Origin of the sequence: Aquiflexum balticum DSM 16537 (assembly GCF_900176595.1) — a bacterium.
Taxonomy (GTDB): Bacteria; Bacteroidota; Bacteroidia; order Cytophagales; family Cyclobacteriaceae; genus Aquiflexum; species Aquiflexum balticum.
In genome coordinates this window covers 1,951,326-1,969,105 of sequence record NZ_LT838813.1, presented here as the reverse complement: position 1 = coordinate 1,969,105, position 17,780 = coordinate 1,951,326, and the positions used below count along the sequence as shown (strand labels likewise).

Sequence of the window (17,780 nt, the reverse complement as noted above, 5' to 3'; positions counted from 1 at the left end):
CATATGAAGGTTTTACAAAATCTGTTTGATAATCTCAAACCAAACTTTGAAAAGGGAGGTAAATGGGAAAAATTTCACACATTATATGAAGGTCACAGGACAATTGCATTTGCACCTGACCTGACCACAGGTCCAAAAGGAACCCAAATTAAGGATGCAGTAGATTTGAAGAGGGTGATGATTACAGTGGTGATTGCCATGATTCCTGCGCTTATTTTCGGGATTCTCAATGTTGGACATCAGCACTTCTTGATGTCCGGTGAAGAGGCCACTTGGTTAGATAAGGCTATGATCGGCGCTATTTCTGTACTTCCGATTCTGATTGTTTCATACGCTGTGGGGCTAGGCACTGAATTTACATTTTGTGTTATCAGAAACCACCCCATTAGTGAAGGTTACCTTGTCACCGGGATGTTAATAGCTTTGGTTATGCCTCCGGCAGTTCCATTATGGCAAGTAGCTCTAGCCACCATTTTCGCTGTGGTCATTGGCAAGGAGGTTTTTGGAGGAACGGGAATGAATATTCTGAATGTTGCCATGACTGCCAGAGCATTTCTATACTTTGCATATCCAGCTCAGATCTCAGGAGATCAGGTTTGGACGTATATGGGTGATAAAACTCCTATTGATGGTTTTTCTGGTGCTACTGCTTTGGCAGTCGCCTATAACGCAGGAGTTGAAGGAGAGCCCGTAACAAAGGCCTTAGCCGAACACAATACTGTTTTAGGAGATGGGATGTTCAGTTTCTCTAATCTTTTTATGGGTTGGATTCCAGGGTCAATAGGAGAAACCTCGACTTTAATGGCTTTGATAGGAGCAGTAATATTAATTGGAACAGGCGTAGCAAGTTGGAAGATAATCGTAAGTGGATTTGCAGGAGCATACCTGATGGGCTTAGTATTGAATATCTTTGCTGTAAACGAATTTATGGCAATGGCGCCAGAGTATCATTTGGTGATGGGAGGTTTGGCATTCGGCGTTGTATTTATGGCTACTGACCCCGTATCTGCAGCTCAGACTGAGACCGGTAAATGGATTTATGGCTTATTGATTGGTGTCCTAACAGTCATCATCAGGGTTACCAACCCTGCTTACCCCGAAGGTATTATGCTGGCCGTTCTTTTCTTGAACGTCTTTGCACCATTGATTGATTATTATGTAGTAAAAGCAAATAAGAACAGGAGGTTACAACGTGCAACAGTCTAACGCTTATATCATCACATTTTCAATAATTCTTACCGTAGTGTTAGGATTATTGCTGTCAGGTACGTCTCAGGTTTTGGGACCACTTCAGAGAAAAGCTGAAGAACTGGATACCAAAAAACAAATTTTGGGTGCGGTCATCGATTCTGATCAATTGAAATCTATGAAACCTGAGGAAGTCCTTGCCTTTTACGAAACAAGGATCTCTTCCAAGGTTGTGGATATGGAAGGTAATGAAATAGATAAAGATTCCGATGGTAATCCCATAGTTGCTGAAAAAGTAAACATTGGGAAAAATTACAAAATGGCACCTGAAAATAGACAATATCCGGTATTTATGTTTCATGCTGAAGGCAATGAAGATAATGTGGAATCCTATGTTTTACCTGTCTATGGAGCAGGTCTATGGGATGAGATCTGGGGTTATGTAGCTTTGGAAACAGATCTGAACACTATCGGAGGTGTCACTTTTTCACATAGAGGGGAAACTCCAGGTCTTGGGGCCAGGATTACCAATCTAGCCGTTCAGCAGAGATATCAGGGTAAAGAAATTTTCGACGAGTCCGGAAATCTTCAATCAGTATCCATGCAAAAAGGTGAAGGAAAAGATTATTCGTCTGATAAACATAAAGTAGATGGACTGTCGGGAGCAACCATAACAGCGAATGGGGTCAATAATATGTTAAAAAATTATTTGAACCATTACAATGCATATTTGGAAAAGCAAAAATCTTCCAAGTCTTCGGACATGGCATCCTTAAATTGATTAGAAACGTTTCAACTTTAAAATAATGAGTACAGAAACTGCACAGGTAGAAATAAAAAAGCCCGAAGAGGCACTTCTTTCCAAAAGAAGGAAAAAATTAGTTACGGACCCATTAGTGGATGACAATCCGATCACCATACAAGTATTGGGGATATGTTCGGCATTGGCAGTTACCACTCAGATGCAGCCAACCTTGGTGATGGCCATTTCTGTAATATTCGTAATTGTGATGTCAAACCTAGTCATCTCATTGCTTAGAAATACTATTCCGACCAGGGTAAGGATTATAGTACAACTGGCTGTAGTGGCTACTTTGGTAACATTGGTAAGTGAATTTTTAAGGGCATTTGCCTATGATATGTATAAGGAACTTTCCGTATTCGTTGGCCTTATCATTACCAATTGTATTGTAATGGGACGATTAGAAGCTTTTGCTCTAGGAAACAAGCCATATGATTCTATTTTGGATGGATTTGGTTCAGCTTTGGGATACTCTTGGATTATTCTTGCAGTAGCTTTCTTTAGAGAGCTGTTGGGATCAGGATCTGTTTTTGGGGTACAGATTTACGAAGCAATATCAGGCCTATTTGGGGAAGACTTCAATTTGGCGACTAATGGCCTAATGGTATCCCCAGTAGGTGCATTTATCATTCTTGGATTAATTATCTGGGTACAGCGTACCAAGACGGGATATGTTGAACATTAATAACTGGAGAAGAAATGGAATTATTTAACTTAGGTATCAGGTCAATATTTATTGACAATATGGTTTTCGCTTACTTCCTGGGAATGTGTTCTTTCTTGGCAGTGTCTAAAAAAGTAAGCACAGCTATTGGTCTTGGTGCAGCGGTCATCTTCGTGTTGACTGTAACAGTTCCCGCCAACTGGCTATTGAATGAATTTGTATTGAAAGAAGGGGGCTTATCCTGGTTAGGAGATTCATTTGCAACTATTGACCTTTCATTTTTAAGGTTCATTATGTTTATCGCGATTATCGCTGCTATGGTGCAGTTGGTTGAAATGGTCGTAGAAAAATTTGCTCCTGCATTATATGGTGCTTTGGGTATCTTCCTTCCATTGATTGCTGTTAACTGTGCCATTCTTGGTGGTTCACTATTCATGGCTCAAAGGGATTATACACTTGCGGAATCAACTGTATATGGTTTTGGTTCGGGTACAGGCTTTTTTCTTGCCATAGTAGCATTGGCTGCAATCCGTGAAAAGTTGAAATATTCCAATGTTCCTAATGGATTGAAAGGCTTGGGCATAACCATGTTACTTACAGGATTAATGGGAATTGCATTTATGTCATTTATGGGAATCGATTTATAATCAAAATTCCTGCTTTGATAACTAAGAATGCCCTGGGAGAAACTCCAGGGCATTTTTTTTAAATTAGCTCAATAAACGGAAAACCAAATTTTTATTTTTAGGCAGTCGCTAGAGCTGTATATGGTGGAAGAAAATAAACTCTATTTCAGGATTTTCCTCGTTGAATAGCTATTTTTATAATTCTTAACGATCAATTATGGCCTATACTTATAAAAGAATTCTGACTTACTTCTTCCGTGGATTGCTTTTTGTGGTTCCGATTGCTTTAACTATTTATGTTATTTTACTGATCATCCAGTTTTTGGATGGCATATTACCTATTCCCATTCCAGGTTTGGGTATTTTGATCATGTTGGCATTTATAACATTTATCGGTTTTTTGGCCAGTATTTTTGTCACTAAGCCTTTATTTGAAATATTTGAAAAATGGGTCTTTAAAATTCCATTAATCAACATCCTATACACCAGCATCAAAGACCTGATGTCTGCTTTTGTGGGAGATAAGAAGAAATTCAATATCCCCGTAATTGTCAAACTTTCGGAAGGTATGTCCAGATTGGGATTTATTACACAGGATGACCTTTCTGTTTTGGAGGAAGAAAACCTTGTAGCTATATATTTCCCCCACAGTTATAACTTTTCCGGTAATTTATATCTGGTACCACAAGAAAATGTAAGGATCTTGAAAAATGTAAAAAGTGCAGACATGATGAAATTTATCGTTTCGGGAGGGGTTTCTATATTACCAAGAGTCAGATAAAAAATAAAACCATATTTAAGAATTATTAATTTGTGCAGATTTCATGCGGAATTGTAATGTTCCTTAGATTTCTACAAATGTCCATGTATCTTTAGACAATAACTTTATAACCAAAACAGCCAAAAACCATGAAAATCCTGATAACCTTAGTAACCTTATTGATCCTTTCAACAACCCTACATGCCCAAGAGGATGGATGGATTCCCTTGTTCAATGGTAAAAATCTTGATGGCTGGAAAGTTTCAGAAAATCCTGCCTCTTTTTCAGTTGAGGATGGAGTTATCAAAATAGATGGCCCAAGAGCCCACGCTTTTTATGTTGGAGAAGTCAACAATGCAAATTTCAAGAATTTTGAATTTATTGCTGAAGTCAAGACCATGCCCAAAGCCAATTCAGGAATATTTTTCCATACCAAATACCAAGAAACAGGTTGGCCCAATAAAGGTTATGAAGTGCAGGTTAACCAAACACACGGCGATTGGAGAAAAACAGGTAGTTTATATTCATTCAATGACGTGAAAGAAGTCCATGTCAAAGATGGGGAATGGTATACTGAACATATCATTGTAAAAGGAGATCATGTCACCGTAAAAATCAATGGCAAAACCGTAATGGAATATATTGAGTCAGAAGATAAAAACAGGCCAGAGAATGCAGGGGAGAAAAGAATCGACAGCGGTACCTTTGCCCTTCAGGCCCATGACCCTGAAAGCGTGATTTATTACAGGAATATCAGGGTTAAAATACTACCTTAAATCACTGAAACAACATGGGGTAATCTGGGTTGGAATTCTCCGATTACCCATGCTTTTTGTTCATATTTTTGCAATTCCATTTCAAAGGACTTTTGATGATTGGGATCCACTGCGACCAAAAGACCGCCATTGGTCTGTGGGTCACAGAATTTGACCAATTCCATACCAACTATTCCATCCGATTTACTGCTATAAGCATTCCAGTTACGGTATGTATTGTCGGGGAAAATAAATTGTGAAATATATTCCTGAACACCTTCGATAAGGGGAATACTACCACTATGAATAACGGCAGAGAGACCCGCACCTTCTGCCATCTCGACCAAATGTCCTAATATACCAAACCCGGTAACATCTGTCATGGCATTTATAAAATCCAATTCACCAAAAACTTCACCTACTGAATTGACTGCAGTAGCGTAATGAAGCATAAGGGTATAATCTTCGGGTCTGATTTTTTCACGCTTCAAAGCTGTGGCCAAAACACCTATACCAAGAGGTTTGGTGATATAAATCAGATCCCCGGTTTTTGCCCCACTGTTTTTTTTGATGTTTCTGGGATTAATTATGCCATTGACTGATAAGCCAAATATGGGGTCCTTAGATGCAATACTATGTCCTCCTGCCAAGGGAATACCAATTTGCTCACAGATTTCCCTTCCTCCTTCCAAAACCGCGCTTGCAACCATAGAATCTATTTTTTCAACCGGCCAACTTAAAATTGCATTTGCAAATAAAGGTTTGCCGCCCATGGCATAAACATCAGAAACTGCATTTGCAGCGGCAATCCTTCCAAAATCAAAGGCATCATCCACTATTGGAGTGAAAAAATCGACTGTATTGATCATGGCCAATTCATCACTGACTTGATATATTGCAGCATCATCTTTCGTTGAATTGCCAACAAGTAATTTATCATAAGAAATTTCCTTGGATTTTCTATTCGCCAGAATACTATCCAAAACTGCCGGGGCAATTTTACAACCACATCCGGAACCTTCACTGAACTGGGTCAACCTTATTTTTCCGTTTTCCATTTGATGGATTTTTTTAAAGATATAAGTTTCAAACAAGATTCCTTAAAGTCAATATTACTCAGGTCCAAATTTAAAGCTAGATCCCTTGGATTTTCTTCAAGATCATAGTCATAGGCTCTATCATAATATTGAAGCAGATTATCGATCCATAAATCATGCTGCCGGCTTTCAATAGCTTCGATGGCTTCTGCAGTTCTCAAGCTTCCCAGTTTTTTCTGAAGCCTCTTTACTGCATTTTTCAAATCTTCAACAGGTAGGTGGGCATATTCTTTCTTGATATTTTGAATTCTTTCTTGCTTTGTTTTACGAATTTCTATCAAGGGAGCTTTGATTATATGCTCATATAATTCCTTTGCCAATATCACTTTTCCGATCCTTCTACTTTCATTTTCAATCCAAATTTCCTTTGAATCCGAAATCCGAAAAAACTCTTCCGCCAGCATATTCTCAAATTGCTCAATGCTTGGTTGGGGATCCTTACCTATACCTCCGAAAGAAGAACCTTTATGTCTGGCGAGATCTTCAAGATCAATGGTGTTTTCTCCAAGTTTTTTCAAATGATGTAATAAATCAGTTTTACCAACTCCTGTTTTACCTCCCAAAACCAAGTAGTCTCTTTTTTGCCGGACGACCTCATAAGTTAGCTTCCGATAAACTTTATAGCCACCCTTCAATCTGAAAATTTCAAAACCTGCCATACCAAGAATCCATGACATAATTTCACTTCGCATACCTCCCCGCCAACAGTAGATTAGTACCTTCTTTTCGGTAAAAAGCCTTATGGCTTCTTTAATAATCAAATGAAATCTGGGCCCTACTAATTCAAAGCCTTTTATCATTGCTTGGTAGCTTCCTTCATTTTTATAAACAATTCCTACTCTCTTTCTTTCCTCATTATTCAAAATGGCCAGATTGATAGCTCCCGGGATATGGCTTTGAAAAAATTCAGCTTCACTCCTCACATCAAGCACAGGAATACTTTCTCTTAATTCCAAAAAACTCTCAATATCAACCAATATCTCTTTCATCAAATTTGAATAAAAATAAAAATAGCCACAAAGTATGAATCTTTGTGGCTATTGATTGTTTCTTTTTTTTATAATTAAAGCTGAGCGTCAAGTTTTTTAGCTAAAATTGCTTTTGGAACCGCTCCAACTTGCTTATCCACTATCTCGCCCCCTTTGAAGAACAGTAGGGTAGGAATACTTCTGATCCCAAATTGGGAAGCGACTCCGGGATTGGAATCCACATCAACTTTTCCTATAACTGCTTTTCCTTCATATTCTCCAGCCAATTCCTCTACAATCGGACCTATCATTTTACAAGGTCCACACCATTCTGCCCAAAAATCAACCAGGATCGGGTGCTCGGAATTCATGATTTCATGAAAATTTGCGTCAGTAATTTCTATTGCTTTTGCCATTTTAATATATTTTTTATTTGTTTCTTGAATTTCTAAATATAGTAGGTAAGTGTATTCACTGCTAATAAGTTCCTGAATTGGATTAATTATGATTGATAAAATCTATGGCACATATTTAAATTTTTAACAGGACTATTCATGCCATAACTCGAAGTCATGGCATGAATTTGATACTATAAAATTTGATAAACGACTTCCGGAATCTGACCCAAGTCATTGATCATTTCATTGGAGGGATCTACTGTGAATTTTTTAGACATCAAATCCAGAGTAATATTCTCCTTGCTATCAATTATATTAATATAAAGCTTAGCTTCTCCTTTATACTTTTGTGTGATGTTTTCCAGTTTCTCCATCAAATCCAAGGTCAAGTCATCGAGATCAATATTGACCCTTAATCCCTTGATCATTTTACCCCTTACCTCATTTAGAAGCATTATCGTATTGATCTTGAATTCAAATTCATTTTCCTTCCATTTATTGGGATGAACTGAACCGGTGATATATAAAAACCAACCTGTCATGAAATATTCTTTGAACCGAATATAATCCTCACCAAATAAAAAGAAGGTATGTCCTCCATGGTAATCCTCCATGGTCAGTGTTCCGAAAGGCTTTCCAGTTTTTGTAGTCCTGTGGGCAAATGAGGTCACCATTCCTGCTGCTTTGATATCCCCTTTTTTCCTCAAAGATTCCATATCCGGAAATTCCGTCATAGGAGTATTGGTAAATGATTCAATTTCTACCCTGAACTGATCCAAAGGATGCCCCGAAATATAAAGTCCTACAACTTCCTTCTCAATATTCAGCTGTTGCAATTGACTGAATGGTTCAATAGGAGGTACCGAAGGAAGCGGCACTTCCATACCTGCTCCACCTCCAAATAAACTGACCTGAGAACTGTCAGCCTCCTGTTGCACTTTCTGGGCGTACTTAACTGCTTTTTCAAGCAAATTGGCATCTCCATCTGCAGACTCTAAGTATTGTCTTCTGTGATGCTCAGGAAAGCAATCAAATCCTCCTGCCATCGCCAATGCCTCCAATGTTTTTTTATTGACAGCCCTTGAATTGACCCTTTTACAAAACTCAAAAATATTCTTATAGGTACCTGATTTCTCTCTTTCGGCAATAATCGCTTCCACGGCCGCTCCGCCGGCACCTTTGATTGCCGCTAGACCAAATCTGATCTGCCCTTCTTTGTTGACAGTAAATCCACTGTTCGATTCATTGATATCCGGCCCCAATACTGCTATGCCGCCACGCTTGCATTCTTCCATAAAGAACGTCACTTGAGTGATATCATTCATGTTATTGCTCAACACTGACGCCATATACTCCGCTGGATAATGGGCTTTGAGGTAGGCTGTCTGATAGGCTATCCAAGCGTAGCAGGTGGAGTGGGATTTGTTGAACGCATAAGAGGCAAAAGCTTCCCAATCCGTCCAGATTTTTGCCAATTTCTTTGCATCATGTCCTTTGGCAGAGGCCTGTTCTATAAATTTTGGTCTCATCTTATCAAGTACATCCTTCTGCTTTTTACCCATGGCTTTACGCAGGACATCTGCCTCACCTTTGGTAAAACCTGCCAATTTTTGCGAAAGCAACATCACCTGTTCCTGATAGACAGTAATCCCATAAGTCTCTTCCAGATATTCTTTCATATCCTCCAAATCATAACTGATCGGTTCCAGTCCATGTTTTCTTTTGATAAAAGAAGGAATATAGGCAAGAGGTCCTGGCCGGTAAAGGGCATTCATGGCTATCAGGTCCGCAAAAACAGTCGGTTTGAGTTCCCGCATGTATTTCTGCATTCCGGGAGATTCGTATTGGAATATGCCTACTGTCTCACCTCGCTGAAATAGCTCATAGGTCTTGACATCATCAATCGGGAAATTATCAGGATCCAAAGTAATCCCATGCCTTTCTTTGACAATCTTAACCGCATCTTTGATCAATGTCAGGGTTTTCAGACCCAAAAAGTCCATTTTCAACAATCCTGCACTTTCTACCACCGAATTATCAAACTGGGTACAGACCATGTCAGAATCCTTGGCCAATGCCACAGGGACATAGTCGGTAATATCTCCCGGTGTGATGATAACACCACAGGCATGGATTCCCAGGTTTCTTACCGATCCTTCAAGGATAGTTGCCTGATTGATCGTTTTAGACAGTTCATCATGACCTTTGGAGATACGGATTAGCTCATCGGCCTTACCCAAATCCTCCCCGTTTCCTTTGAGTTTATCGGCCAACTTTGCCCGATCCTTTGTCAGATCAAAAAGTGCTTTCAGTTTGATGTCCGGAACCAATTTGGCCAATTTGTCGGCCTCGGACAAGGGCAAGTTCAGAACTCTTGCTGTATCCCTAATGGCGGATTTAGCTGCCATGGTGCCATAGGTAATGATTTGGGCAACCTGATTGGATCCGTATTTATTGATGACATAATCGATGACTTTTTGACGGCCTTCATCATCAAAGTCAATATCAATATCGGGCAATGAAACCCTATCCGGATTAAGAAATCTCTCAAATAGTAGATCGTAAGCAATGGGATCCACATTGGTGATACCGGTACAATAAGCTACCGCAGAACCTGCTGCCGAACCCCTACCGGGCCCGACCGATACCCCCATTTCCCTGGCAGCAGCCGTAAAATCCTGCACAATCAAAAAATATCCCGGGTATCCGGTGTTTTCTATGGTTGCTAATTCAAAATCCAGCCTTTCCCTAATTTCATCTGTTAATTCGGGATAACGCTTTTTGGCTCCATCGTAAGTCAGGTATCTGAGGTAAGCGTTTTCTCCTCTTTTTCCGCCATCTTCTTCATCCAATGGATCCTTGAACTCTTCAGGAATATCAAACTTCGGAAGCAATACTTCCCTTGCCAATTTGTAGGTTTCGATCTTATTGACAATTTCATTGGTACAGGCAATGGCCTCAGGAAGATCTGCAAAGAGTTTCTTCATTTCCTCGGGACTCTTCAGGTAGAATTCATCATTGGGGAATCCATAGCGGTATTCCCGTCCGCGCTTTCCTACATATTTTTTGGGCTTTTCTACCAACTCCCCGTCCTTTACGCAGAGTAGAATATCATGTGCCTTGGCATCTACTTTATGGTTGTAATAAGTATTATTTGCTGCAAAATATCTGACCCCATATTTTTCTGCAAAATGCAGCAATACCTCATTGACTTTTTCCTCCTCAGGAATACCATGCCTGTTCAACTCCACATAAAAATCCTCCTCAAACTGTTCCTTCCACCAAATAAAGGCCTCTTCCGCCTGGGTATCTCCAACATTCAGAATCAAGTATGGAATTTCTCCCCAAAGGCCTCCAGTTGTCGCAATCAAATCACCTTTGTACTGCATTAAAAGCTCTCTGTCAATCCTAGGCAGGTAATAATAACCCTGAATATTGGCATAGGAGGACAATTTGGCTAGATTATGATAACCGGCTTTGTTTTTGGCCAAAAGCACTGTTTGATAACCATCATCTTTTTGGTTTTTGTTATTTCTGTCATTGGTCAGGTTAAATTCGCAACCGATGATAGGTTTGATATCTTGAGCCAAAGCAGTTTTCACAAAATTAAAGGCTGCCATCATGTTGCCATGATCTGTCATGGCAATGGCAGGCATTTTCATTTGCTTGGCCAGGGCTATCATGGCGGGAATTTCGGAAGTGGCCTGCAAGACGGAGTATTGGGTATGCACATGCAAATGGGAAAAAGGCATATCCGTCATATCGGATATATCTGCTGTTCCCGCTGCTTTCAATACATCTTTAGCAGCTATTTTCTGTTCATCCTTAGCATTGGCAAAATTGGCAATGTCCAGTTTTGGTGCTTCGTAAATGACTTCAGATACCTCCACTCCTTTTTCAGGTGTCAATACCTTCTGGGTAATCAATCCAAAGAAACATTTGGCAGTAGCATCCACATCATATGCTGCATCGTGGGCATCTGCGAATCCGTTCCCAAAAAGTTTATGGTGCAGTTCGGTCAAGGTTGGCCATTTGAATTTCCCACCTTTTCCTCCGGGCAATGCACAAAAATCCGTAGAGATATCCTTGGTATCCAATTCCTTCATCTCGGGAAGTCTCATGGGAACTCCTTTGCGCAAAAATTCAGAACCCACCACATTGATATCAAAACCGATATTGTGTCCAACCAGGTAATTGGCTTTTTCTACATCTTCATGGAATAGGGCCAGCACTTTTTCCAATTCATGCCCTTCTTTCTTGGCCCTTGCCGTGGAAATCCCATGTACTTTTTCGGCATTATAAGGAATTGTAAAGCCCTCCGGTCGGACGATGAAATTGTTGTTGGAAAGTAACTTGCCTTTGGCATCATGAAGCTGCCAGGCAATCTGCACCAATCGCGGCCAATTGTCCAGGTCGGTCATCGGGGCATTATAATTCCTTGGTAATCCGGTGGTTTCGGTATCAAAAATAATGTACATGCTCAATTGTCAATTTTAGGTCTTCCAAATTAACACATATAAGCGGGAGGTGCTAAGTCATTGGCGGAAATTGTCGGGAATTAATTTTTGAAATTGAAAAAACAATGAGTTATCAAGAGAAGAATTGAGAAATCCGAATAAATCACAAAATCCTATATTTCAATACCTACAACCCTTCTTGGAAGGTTAGCGATTGACAAAAACCATCAGTGAAAAGGAATCGGGAAAATTCTGATGATATTTTGCAAAAGGCGTTTGTTTAAAGCTCTTATCCGCCTGTTTTCTTATAGGTTGTTAATATGGGCTTCTTTTTATTGTATTTCGCTCCTTAATTTTCTTTGCGTTCGCCTTAAAATGAGAGTCCCTTGATTTCAAATCTTTGATTAGATAATTCCTAACTAAAGAAAATAAAATTCACCTTTTTTAAAATAAATAAGCATTTTTCACCCACAGTAATTGTTTTTCACTACTTTTACAAATCAAAATTCACCTTTAAAAATGAATAATAAACGTTTTTCACTTTTTATAAATGTTTTTCACGGAAGAGCGGCACCTGAGGAAAGCTGGTTGGTAGGTTATGGGGCTATTATAGAGGCTTTGCAGTTGGAAATGCCAATGCCTCAGAAACTAACACTTATCAGCACAAAAAAAAGGCAATACCAAACAGAAAACTGGGCGGTTTATACCTCCAGACATAAACCAGATGACACCTTGTACAAGCACCTTGTATTTGCTTTGAAATATGAGGGAATCAATCTGCTGTTTTTCAAAAAACTGTTTGATAACCTAAGTGAAAGTGAGGTGATTGAAATCATACAATTAGAACCCTTGGGCCAATACAGCCGAAGAATTTGGTTTATATATGAATGGTTGATGCGAGGAACTTTGGCTGTAGAAAACTTAAGTACCGGAAACTTCATCCCTATAATTGAAGATCATCTCCAATTCGGAATAAAGGATGGACCAAAATCTCCCCGCCACAGGATCATCAATAACCTTCCTGGTACGGTTGATTTTTGCCCCTTGATTTTCAGGACGGAAAAATTGGAGGGTTATATCAAGGCCAATTTTGCCGAAGAGCAATCCATATATTTAAATAAAGTCCGCAAGGATATATTGCAGAGGGCATCTTCATTTTTGCTTCTGAAAGATTCAAAGGCATCCTTTACCATTGAGGGCGAAAGCCCGAAAAGCAAAAGGGCGGCACGTTGGGGACAGGCAATCGGTCAGGCCGGGATGCGCAATTTATCAAAAGAAGAATTACTTAGACTTCAGCAGTTGGTGATTGAAAACCCACGCTTCATGGAATTGGGATTTCGAAAAAAAGGAGGTTTTGTGGGAGAACATGACAGGATTACCGGAGAACCTATCCCTGATCATATTTCGGCAAAATGGCAAGATATTGAAATCTTGATCAATGGACTTTTGGAAACAGAAGCCCATTTAGTGAAAAGTGAAATGGATCCAGTTTTGGTGGCTACTGCCATTTCTTTTGGGTTTGTCTTTATTCATCCTTTTGAAGATGGCAACGGTCGTATCCACAGGTATTTGATTCATCACATTCTATGTAAAATGAATTTTTCGCAGCAGGGAATTATTTTCCCTGTATCTGCTGCCATATTGGACAGAATCAACGACTACAGGAAAGTGTTGGAATCATACTCAATCCCATTATTGGATATTATCCAATGGGATGAAACCAAAGACCACAATGTCAATGTACTGAACCAAACTGTTGATTACTACCGATATTTTGATGCTACCAAGCAAGCTGAATTTCTTTATGAATGTGTAGAAGATACTATCCGTCATATCATTCCGGAAGAAGTCGACTTTCTGACAAAATACGATGAATTTAAGAGGTTCTTGGAAGACGAATTTGAAATGCCTGACAAACTGATCTCCCTTTTACTGAATTTCCTGGAACAGAACAATGGCATTTTATCAAAAAGAGCCAGAGAAAACGAATTCAAATTGCTCAGTGATGGGGAAGTAATCACTATTCAGAATGAGTTTGTGAGAATATTTAATTAGGATTGAGTTGGGGGCTCCGTATTTCCTCAATACAAAAACCCAAAAAGAAACAACGGAATTTTATTGCCCAATCCGTATTCCAAATCATCTGCAGCAATGAATGAATCGGGGAGGTTTGCGATCTGACTGAAGTCTTTATTTTTGCTGCCAACCTCAAATACATACCTGTCATTGACCAAAAAATCACCTTGTTGGGGATAAGTGACGGAATTGCCACTTTTTGCAAAAACGTATCTTTGAAAATACATATTTATACATTTATTGTATCTTCAAAAATACAATTTATACAACCGATGAAACAATTCCTTCTAGTCCTTCTGTTTTCCCTCTGTTTTGGCACTTTTGCCCAGAACATCAAATTGCAGGTCCAATCTGACGAATTCATCTTTGGGGATGACCGCCCTTTTGCCCAATGCCATGCTTCCTCCATCGAAAGTCTGGGGGAAGGGGAATATATGGTCGTTTGGTTTGCAGGTACCAGGGAAAAGGATGACGATGTGGGGATTTGGTTTTCCAAAGGCAGTCCCGGCAGTTGGTCTCCCCCAAAAATGTTGGTCAAAGTAAGGGAAGATGCCCATTGGAATCCTGTCCTGTTCAATGCGCCTGATGGGAAGCTTCATCTGTATTTCAAAGTTGGAAAGGAAATCGATGATTGGGAAACCTGGGTGATGTATTCTGAAGATCGGGGCCATACATGGTCTCAGGCCAAAGAGCTGGTTGAAGGTGACAAGGGTGGCAGAGGTCCGGTAAGAAACCATATCCTGGTTTTGTCGGACGGAACATGGCTTGCACCTGCTTCCATCGAAAAAAATAGGGTATGGAATGCCTTTGTTGACCGTTCCGAAGATGGAGGAAATACCTGGCTGAATACAGAAACACTGATTTTGGACCGAAAAATAATTACGGGAGAAGGAGTTATTCAGCCTGCGTTATGGGAATCCAAACCTGGAAATATTCACATGCTGCTGAGAACCTCAGCTGGCAGAATAGGAAGAAGTGACTCCAAGGACAATGCATTTACATGGTCACCAGTAGAATTGACCGATCTTCCCAATAACAACAGCGGCATAGATTTGGTCAAAATCCAAAATGAGACCATCGCTTTGGTCTATAATCCGGTAGCTGAAAATTGGGGCAAGCGCTATCCCATGCAATTGGCCATTTCATTTGACAATGGTAATTCTTGGCCCATCAAAGAAGTGATTGAATCCGGGGAAGGTAACAATGAGTTTTCTTATCCTTCAATCATTTATGAAAATGGCCATTTGATATTTTGCTATACCTGGAACCGGGAAAGGATCAAGTTTGTGAAAATGAAGGTTGATGAAATTGAGCCTTAAAAAGAGTATTAAAGGGTATCAAAAAATGTTTTCTTGTCATCTCAATCTCTCTGTTTTTCGAGGAGCCCTGTCTATTTGGCCAAATCGGGAAAATAGATTTCTCCTTCGTCGAAATGACAAGGAAAGGTTAAATGACTGTAGCTATCCATCAAAATAAGGACAACTATTTTGAAAATGCTTTGCCTTGTCACCTCGATCTCGACAACTGTAAGGGAGAGAGGTCTGGAAACTTTCATACCGGAGCAATAGATTTCTTCCACCACGGCAATCAAGCTTCTACGTTCCTAACAGGTCAGGTAGGCGAAATGACAAGGACAATCTTTCTTTCAAATTACATCTACTTGTTTTTTCAAGACATTGTTCTCGCTTGTTGTTTCTTGCTTCTTGGTTCTCCCTTCTTTTCTCTTAGCTCTCTGCCCTTCATCCTTTTTCCTTCATCCCTCATCCTTCCCATCACCTTTTCCCTTCCCAAGGAACATAGACCACCTTTTTGGTCTCAAAAAATTCCTCTTCGAAGTAATCATCCAAATGGTAGGATACGTAACTCAGGTCTCTTTCTTCCATTTCCTCATCCACGTCCCCACCTTTGAGCAATAACATGCCATTTTGGAATTCATTGAAATCTTCTCTTTTGAATTTTCCTTTGACCCATGGAAGGAAATTGGCAAATCTGGTAACTGCCCTACTGACAATAAAATCATACCTTCTTACCAAATCCTCTGCTCTTGTTTGTTGGGCTTCTACATTCGTAAGTTTGAGTTGCCTTGCAACATCTTTGACTACGGTTATTTTTTTACCGATGGAATCCACCAAATGAAAATGGGTATCGGGAAATAAAATAGCGAGCGGAATCCCAGGAAAACCACCTCCGGTTCCGATATCCAATATTTTTGTCCCTGGCTTAAATTCAATCACTTTAGCAATCCCCAAAGAATGGAGAACATGCTTTTCATAGAAATGCTCCATATCTTTCCTGCTGATCACATTGATCTTCTCATTCCATTCCTCATAAATGGGTTTGAGTTTGGAAAATTTCTCTTTTTGCTCAGGAGTGAGGTCAGGAAAGTACTTGAGGATAATGTCCATGAATTTGATTTTTTCTTATCCACAAAATTAAAGGATATTAACGGATTTCGATGACTGACCTGAGGAATTAGACAAATATCAGATCTCACCTAAATTGAGTTTAATTTAGAAAGTAGTAGAATTGCGTAGATACAACTACTGTTTTTCAACTTTTGCAAGATTTTCATTTTTTGTAGAAACCCTGCCTAATACGTGATGGCCTACCTTTTGACCTTTAGTTGCGCCATTGACAATCGCAGGCATGTAATGGATTCCTCCATACAGTCTACTGATTGCGGCTTCTTCTGCAGCTTGTCTGAATGAATCAAATTCACGAATAGGGAGCCCATAAGCAACTTCCGTTGAGTCCACAAAATGAAAGGGCTCACCAAAAAGCTCGGTCAAAGTCTCAGCAGCTGCATTGGAAATTACAGAATGCCCGCTGGTATATTCCGGAAATGGAGGAGTCTGCAAAAGCGGCAACCATTCCTCATCAATATATTTATTGATATAAGTCTCCGGTCTGATCAAAACACTTCTGTATTTCTCATCCCAACAGGCTATAAACCCGTCAAACAAGGCAACTCCTGTCATGGCCAAAGTTTCGGCGGTACCTTTCCAATCCTGTCCTGCTGTTTTGGCTGAAATGGCCGCTATCCCCATCCAATGGCCACCGGGAGTGATTTTCTTTTCAGCAAACATGACATGGCCTTTGACATTTACTTTGTATGGATTGCAATCCCAAAACATGGCAATGTCTTTTTGTTCAGTGGAAAGATTTTGGGTAGTCACAAAAACTTCCTCAGCCTCTTTATAAAACTGACTGTTTTTATCGCTTGAAAATTCAGTGGGTGGATCTGTTTTGTATTGGGAAGCAGAATCCAATACAAACGATCGGATTTTATTCCAATGAGGCTCTATTCCTTCCATATAAGCCGGCGGAGTTGGCTGCCAGGTATTTGGGGCATTGCTTACGGTATATTTTTCAAATGATCGGCTTTGGTGGTAATTGTCTTTCTTGGAATAAGCAATCACATGGTCTGCTACCTCCTCACCCAATTGAAGGGATCGATTGAATACTTTCTTCGGAATTCCTTTTGACCTTATTTCCTTGAATGCAGATTCTTTGTGCGTATTCATCATTTCTTCAGAAAAAATCAAAGCAGTAGCTACTTTATAGTATGCCGCCAAGGACGCCAAAGGAAAATAAATTTCCCCTTCAGTATTAAAATCAACAGGTTCAAAACCATTCAATTGTCCCATCAAACTTTTATACTGGGGGTCTGCCAAAACTGCTACCTCATATGCGGCGATTGATGGATAAGCATAAATCCTACTGGCCACGGGCGGAGAAAAAATATCGTGAATGATGACATTGGTCAATCTGATCTGAGCGGCAGTCTGGTAGGAACCATCGGTAATGATTTCCTGATAATCACTGTTGTCATGACAGGCTATCAAACCGGCAAAGACAAACAAAGTCAGTAGAAATTTGTGGAAGGTGTTTTTCATTGTGAGGCAATACTAATGCAATTGGACTTCAAATTTAACAATTCCCTTTGTTTAAGTCAAAGAAGGAATTATTGGAGCGGGTTTTGGACATCA

General features: G+C 39.8%; 15 protein-coding genes. 8 read left to right on the top strand and 7 right to left on the bottom strand.

Going from position 1 to position 17,780, the window contains the following annotated elements:
- The first annotated feature begins 3 nt into the window (after positions 1 to 3).
- The 6 genes from B9A52_RS08375 (at position 4) to B9A52_RS08350 (ending at position 4,816) form a co-directional block, all read left to right on the top strand.
- A complete protein-coding gene (locus B9A52_RS08375; RefSeq protein WP_084119876.1) occupies positions 4 to 1,206 on the top strand; it encodes an NADH:ubiquinone reductase (Na(+)-transporting) subunit B in 1,203 nt (400 codons plus the stop codon).
- Positions 1,193 to 1,969, top strand: a complete 777-nt coding sequence (gene nqrC, locus B9A52_RS08370) for an NADH:ubiquinone reductase (Na(+)-transporting) subunit C (RefSeq protein WP_084119875.1) — start codon at positions 1,193 to 1,195, stop codon at positions 1,967 to 1,969. The genes B9A52_RS08375 and nqrC overlap by 14 nt, the downstream gene beginning before the upstream one ends.
- Positions 1,970 to 1,994: 25 nt before the next feature.
- A complete protein-coding gene (locus tag B9A52_RS08365; protein ID WP_084119874.1) occupies positions 1,995 to 2,675 on the top strand; it encodes an NADH:ubiquinone reductase (Na(+)-transporting) subunit D in 681 nt (226 codons plus the stop codon).
- Between the two features lie 14 nt (positions 2,676 to 2,689).
- The gene (gene nqrE, locus B9A52_RS08360; RefSeq protein WP_084119873.1) at positions 2,690 to 3,301 is read left to right on the top strand and encodes an NADH:ubiquinone reductase (Na(+)-transporting) subunit E; all 612 of its coding nucleotides are present in this window, start codon (positions 2,690 to 2,692) and stop codon (positions 3,299 to 3,301) included.
- A gap of 196 nt (positions 3,302 to 3,497) precedes the next feature.
- Positions 3,498 to 4,061 carry a DUF502 domain-containing protein gene (locus B9A52_RS08355; RefSeq protein WP_084119872.1) on the top strand — a complete coding sequence of 188 codons (564 nt, stop codon included), beginning with the start codon at positions 3,498 to 3,500 and terminating at the stop codon, positions 4,059 to 4,061.
- A 128-nt stretch (positions 4,062 to 4,189) separates the two neighbouring features.
- Positions 4,190 to 4,816 (top strand): 3-keto-disaccharide hydrolase, encoded by a 627-nt coding sequence (locus B9A52_RS08350; protein ID WP_084119871.1) that lies wholly within the window; start codon positions 4,190 to 4,192, stop codon positions 4,814 to 4,816.
- Here B9A52_RS08350 and selD read toward each other — a convergent pair.
- The 4 genes from selD to dnaE form a co-directional block, all read right to left on the bottom strand.
- Positions 4,813 to 5,853, bottom strand: a complete 1,041-nt coding sequence (selD, locus tag B9A52_RS08345) for a selenide, water dikinase SelD (protein WP_084119870.1) — start codon at positions 5,851 to 5,853, stop codon at positions 4,813 to 4,815. The genes B9A52_RS08350 and selD overlap by 4 nt on opposite strands.
- Positions 5,835 to 6,881 (bottom strand): tRNA 2-selenouridine(34) synthase MnmH, encoded by a 1,047-nt coding sequence (mnmH, locus tag B9A52_RS08340; protein WP_084119869.1) that lies wholly within the window; start codon positions 6,879 to 6,881, stop codon positions 5,835 to 5,837. The genes selD and mnmH overlap by 19 nt, the downstream gene beginning before the upstream one ends.
- Positions 6,882 to 6,955: 74 nt before the next feature.
- Positions 6,956 to 7,276: a thioredoxin gene (trxA, locus tag B9A52_RS08335; RefSeq protein ID WP_084119868.1), complete on the bottom strand. Its 321-nt coding sequence runs from the start codon at positions 7,274 to 7,276 to the stop codon at positions 6,956 to 6,958.
- Positions 7,277 to 7,449: 173 nt separating this feature from the next.
- Positions 7,450 to 11,736, bottom strand: a complete 4,287-nt coding sequence (gene dnaE / locus B9A52_RS08330) for a DNA polymerase III subunit alpha (RefSeq protein ID WP_084119867.1) — start codon at positions 11,734 to 11,736, stop codon at positions 7,450 to 7,452.
- A gap of 498 nt (positions 11,737 to 12,234) precedes the next feature.
- On the opposite strand from dnaE, the gene B9A52_RS08325 reads away from it, so the two are divergent.
- Positions 12,235 to 13,770: a Fic family protein gene (locus B9A52_RS08325; RefSeq protein WP_084119866.1), complete on the top strand. Its 1,536-nt coding sequence runs from the start codon at positions 12,235 to 12,237 to the stop codon at positions 13,768 to 13,770.
- A gap of 26 nt (positions 13,771 to 13,796) precedes the next feature.
- Here B9A52_RS08325 and B9A52_RS08320 read toward each other — a convergent pair whose 3' ends face one another.
- Positions 13,797 to 14,018 carry a hypothetical protein gene (locus B9A52_RS08320; RefSeq protein WP_084119865.1) on the bottom strand — a complete coding sequence of 74 codons (222 nt, stop codon included), beginning with the start codon at positions 14,016 to 14,018 and terminating at the stop codon, positions 13,797 to 13,799.
- A 45-nt stretch (positions 14,019 to 14,063) separates the two neighbouring features.
- Between B9A52_RS08320 and B9A52_RS08315 the strand changes: the two genes are divergently transcribed.
- Positions 14,064 to 15,110: a sialidase family protein gene (locus B9A52_RS08315; protein WP_084119864.1), complete on the top strand. Its 1,047-nt coding sequence runs from the start codon at positions 14,064 to 14,066 to the stop codon at positions 15,108 to 15,110.
- Between the two features lie 453 nt (positions 15,111 to 15,563).
- Here the strand turns inward: B9A52_RS08315 and rsmG are convergent, their stop codons facing one another.
- Both rsmG and B9A52_RS08300 read right to left on the bottom strand, forming a co-directional pair.
- Positions 15,564 to 16,196 carry a 16S rRNA (guanine(527)-N(7))-methyltransferase RsmG gene (gene rsmG, locus B9A52_RS08305; RefSeq protein WP_084119862.1) on the bottom strand — a complete coding sequence of 211 codons (633 nt, stop codon included), beginning with the start codon at positions 16,194 to 16,196 and terminating at the stop codon, positions 15,564 to 15,566.
- A gap of 135 nt (positions 16,197 to 16,331) precedes the next feature.
- A complete protein-coding gene (locus tag B9A52_RS08300; RefSeq protein ID WP_084119861.1) occupies positions 16,332 to 17,687 on the bottom strand; it encodes a vanadium-dependent haloperoxidase in 1,356 nt (451 codons plus the stop codon).
- Between the last annotated feature and the right edge of the window lie 93 nt (positions 17,688 to 17,780).

What these genes read in the sequence shown, in the direction of transcription:
- B9A52_RS08350 (WP_084119871.1), top strand. Translation starts at nt 4,190, where the DNA reads ATGAAAATCCTGATAACCTTAGTAACCTTATTGATCCTTTCAACAACC.
- B9A52_RS08325 (WP_084119866.1), top strand. Translation starts at nt 12,235, where the DNA reads ATGAATAATAAACGTTTTTCACTTTTTATAAATGTTTTTCACGGAAGA.
- dnaE (WP_084119867.1), bottom strand. Translation starts at nt 11,736, where the DNA reads ATGTACATTATTTTTGATACCGAAACCACCGGATTACCAAGGAATTAT.
- B9A52_RS08375 (WP_084119876.1), top strand. Translation starts at nt 4, where the DNA reads ATGAAGGTTTTACAAAATCTGTTTGATAATCTCAAACCAAACTTTGAA.
- B9A52_RS08300 (WP_084119861.1), bottom strand. Translation starts at nt 17,687, where the DNA reads ATGAAAAACACCTTCCACAAATTTCTACTGACTTTGTTTGTCTTTGCC.
- trxA (WP_084119868.1), bottom strand. Translation starts at nt 7,276, where the DNA reads ATGGCAAAAGCAATAGAAATTACTGACGCAAATTTTCATGAAATCATG.
- B9A52_RS08320 (WP_084119865.1), bottom strand. Translation starts at nt 14,018, where the DNA reads ATGTATTTTCAAAGATACGTTTTTGCAAAAAGTGGCAATTCCGTCACT.
- B9A52_RS08315 (WP_084119864.1), top strand. Translation starts at nt 14,064, where the DNA reads ATGAAACAATTCCTTCTAGTCCTTCTGTTTTCCCTCTGTTTTGGCACT.
- B9A52_RS08365 (WP_084119874.1), top strand. Translation starts at nt 1,995, where the DNA reads ATGAGTACAGAAACTGCACAGGTAGAAATAAAAAAGCCCGAAGAGGCA.
- mnmH (WP_084119869.1), bottom strand. Translation starts at nt 6,881, where the DNA reads ATGAAAGAGATATTGGTTGATATTGAGAGTTTTTTGGAATTAAGAGAA.
- nqrE (WP_084119873.1), top strand. Translation starts at nt 2,690, where the DNA reads ATGGAATTATTTAACTTAGGTATCAGGTCAATATTTATTGACAATATG.
- B9A52_RS08355 (WP_084119872.1), top strand. Translation starts at nt 3,498, where the DNA reads ATGGCCTATACTTATAAAAGAATTCTGACTTACTTCTTCCGTGGATTG.
- selD (WP_084119870.1), bottom strand. Translation starts at nt 5,853, where the DNA reads ATGGAAAACGGAAAAATAAGGTTGACCCAGTTCAGTGAAGGTTCCGGA.
- rsmG (WP_084119862.1), bottom strand. Translation starts at nt 16,196, where the DNA reads ATGGACATTATCCTCAAGTACTTTCCTGACCTCACTCCTGAGCAAAAA.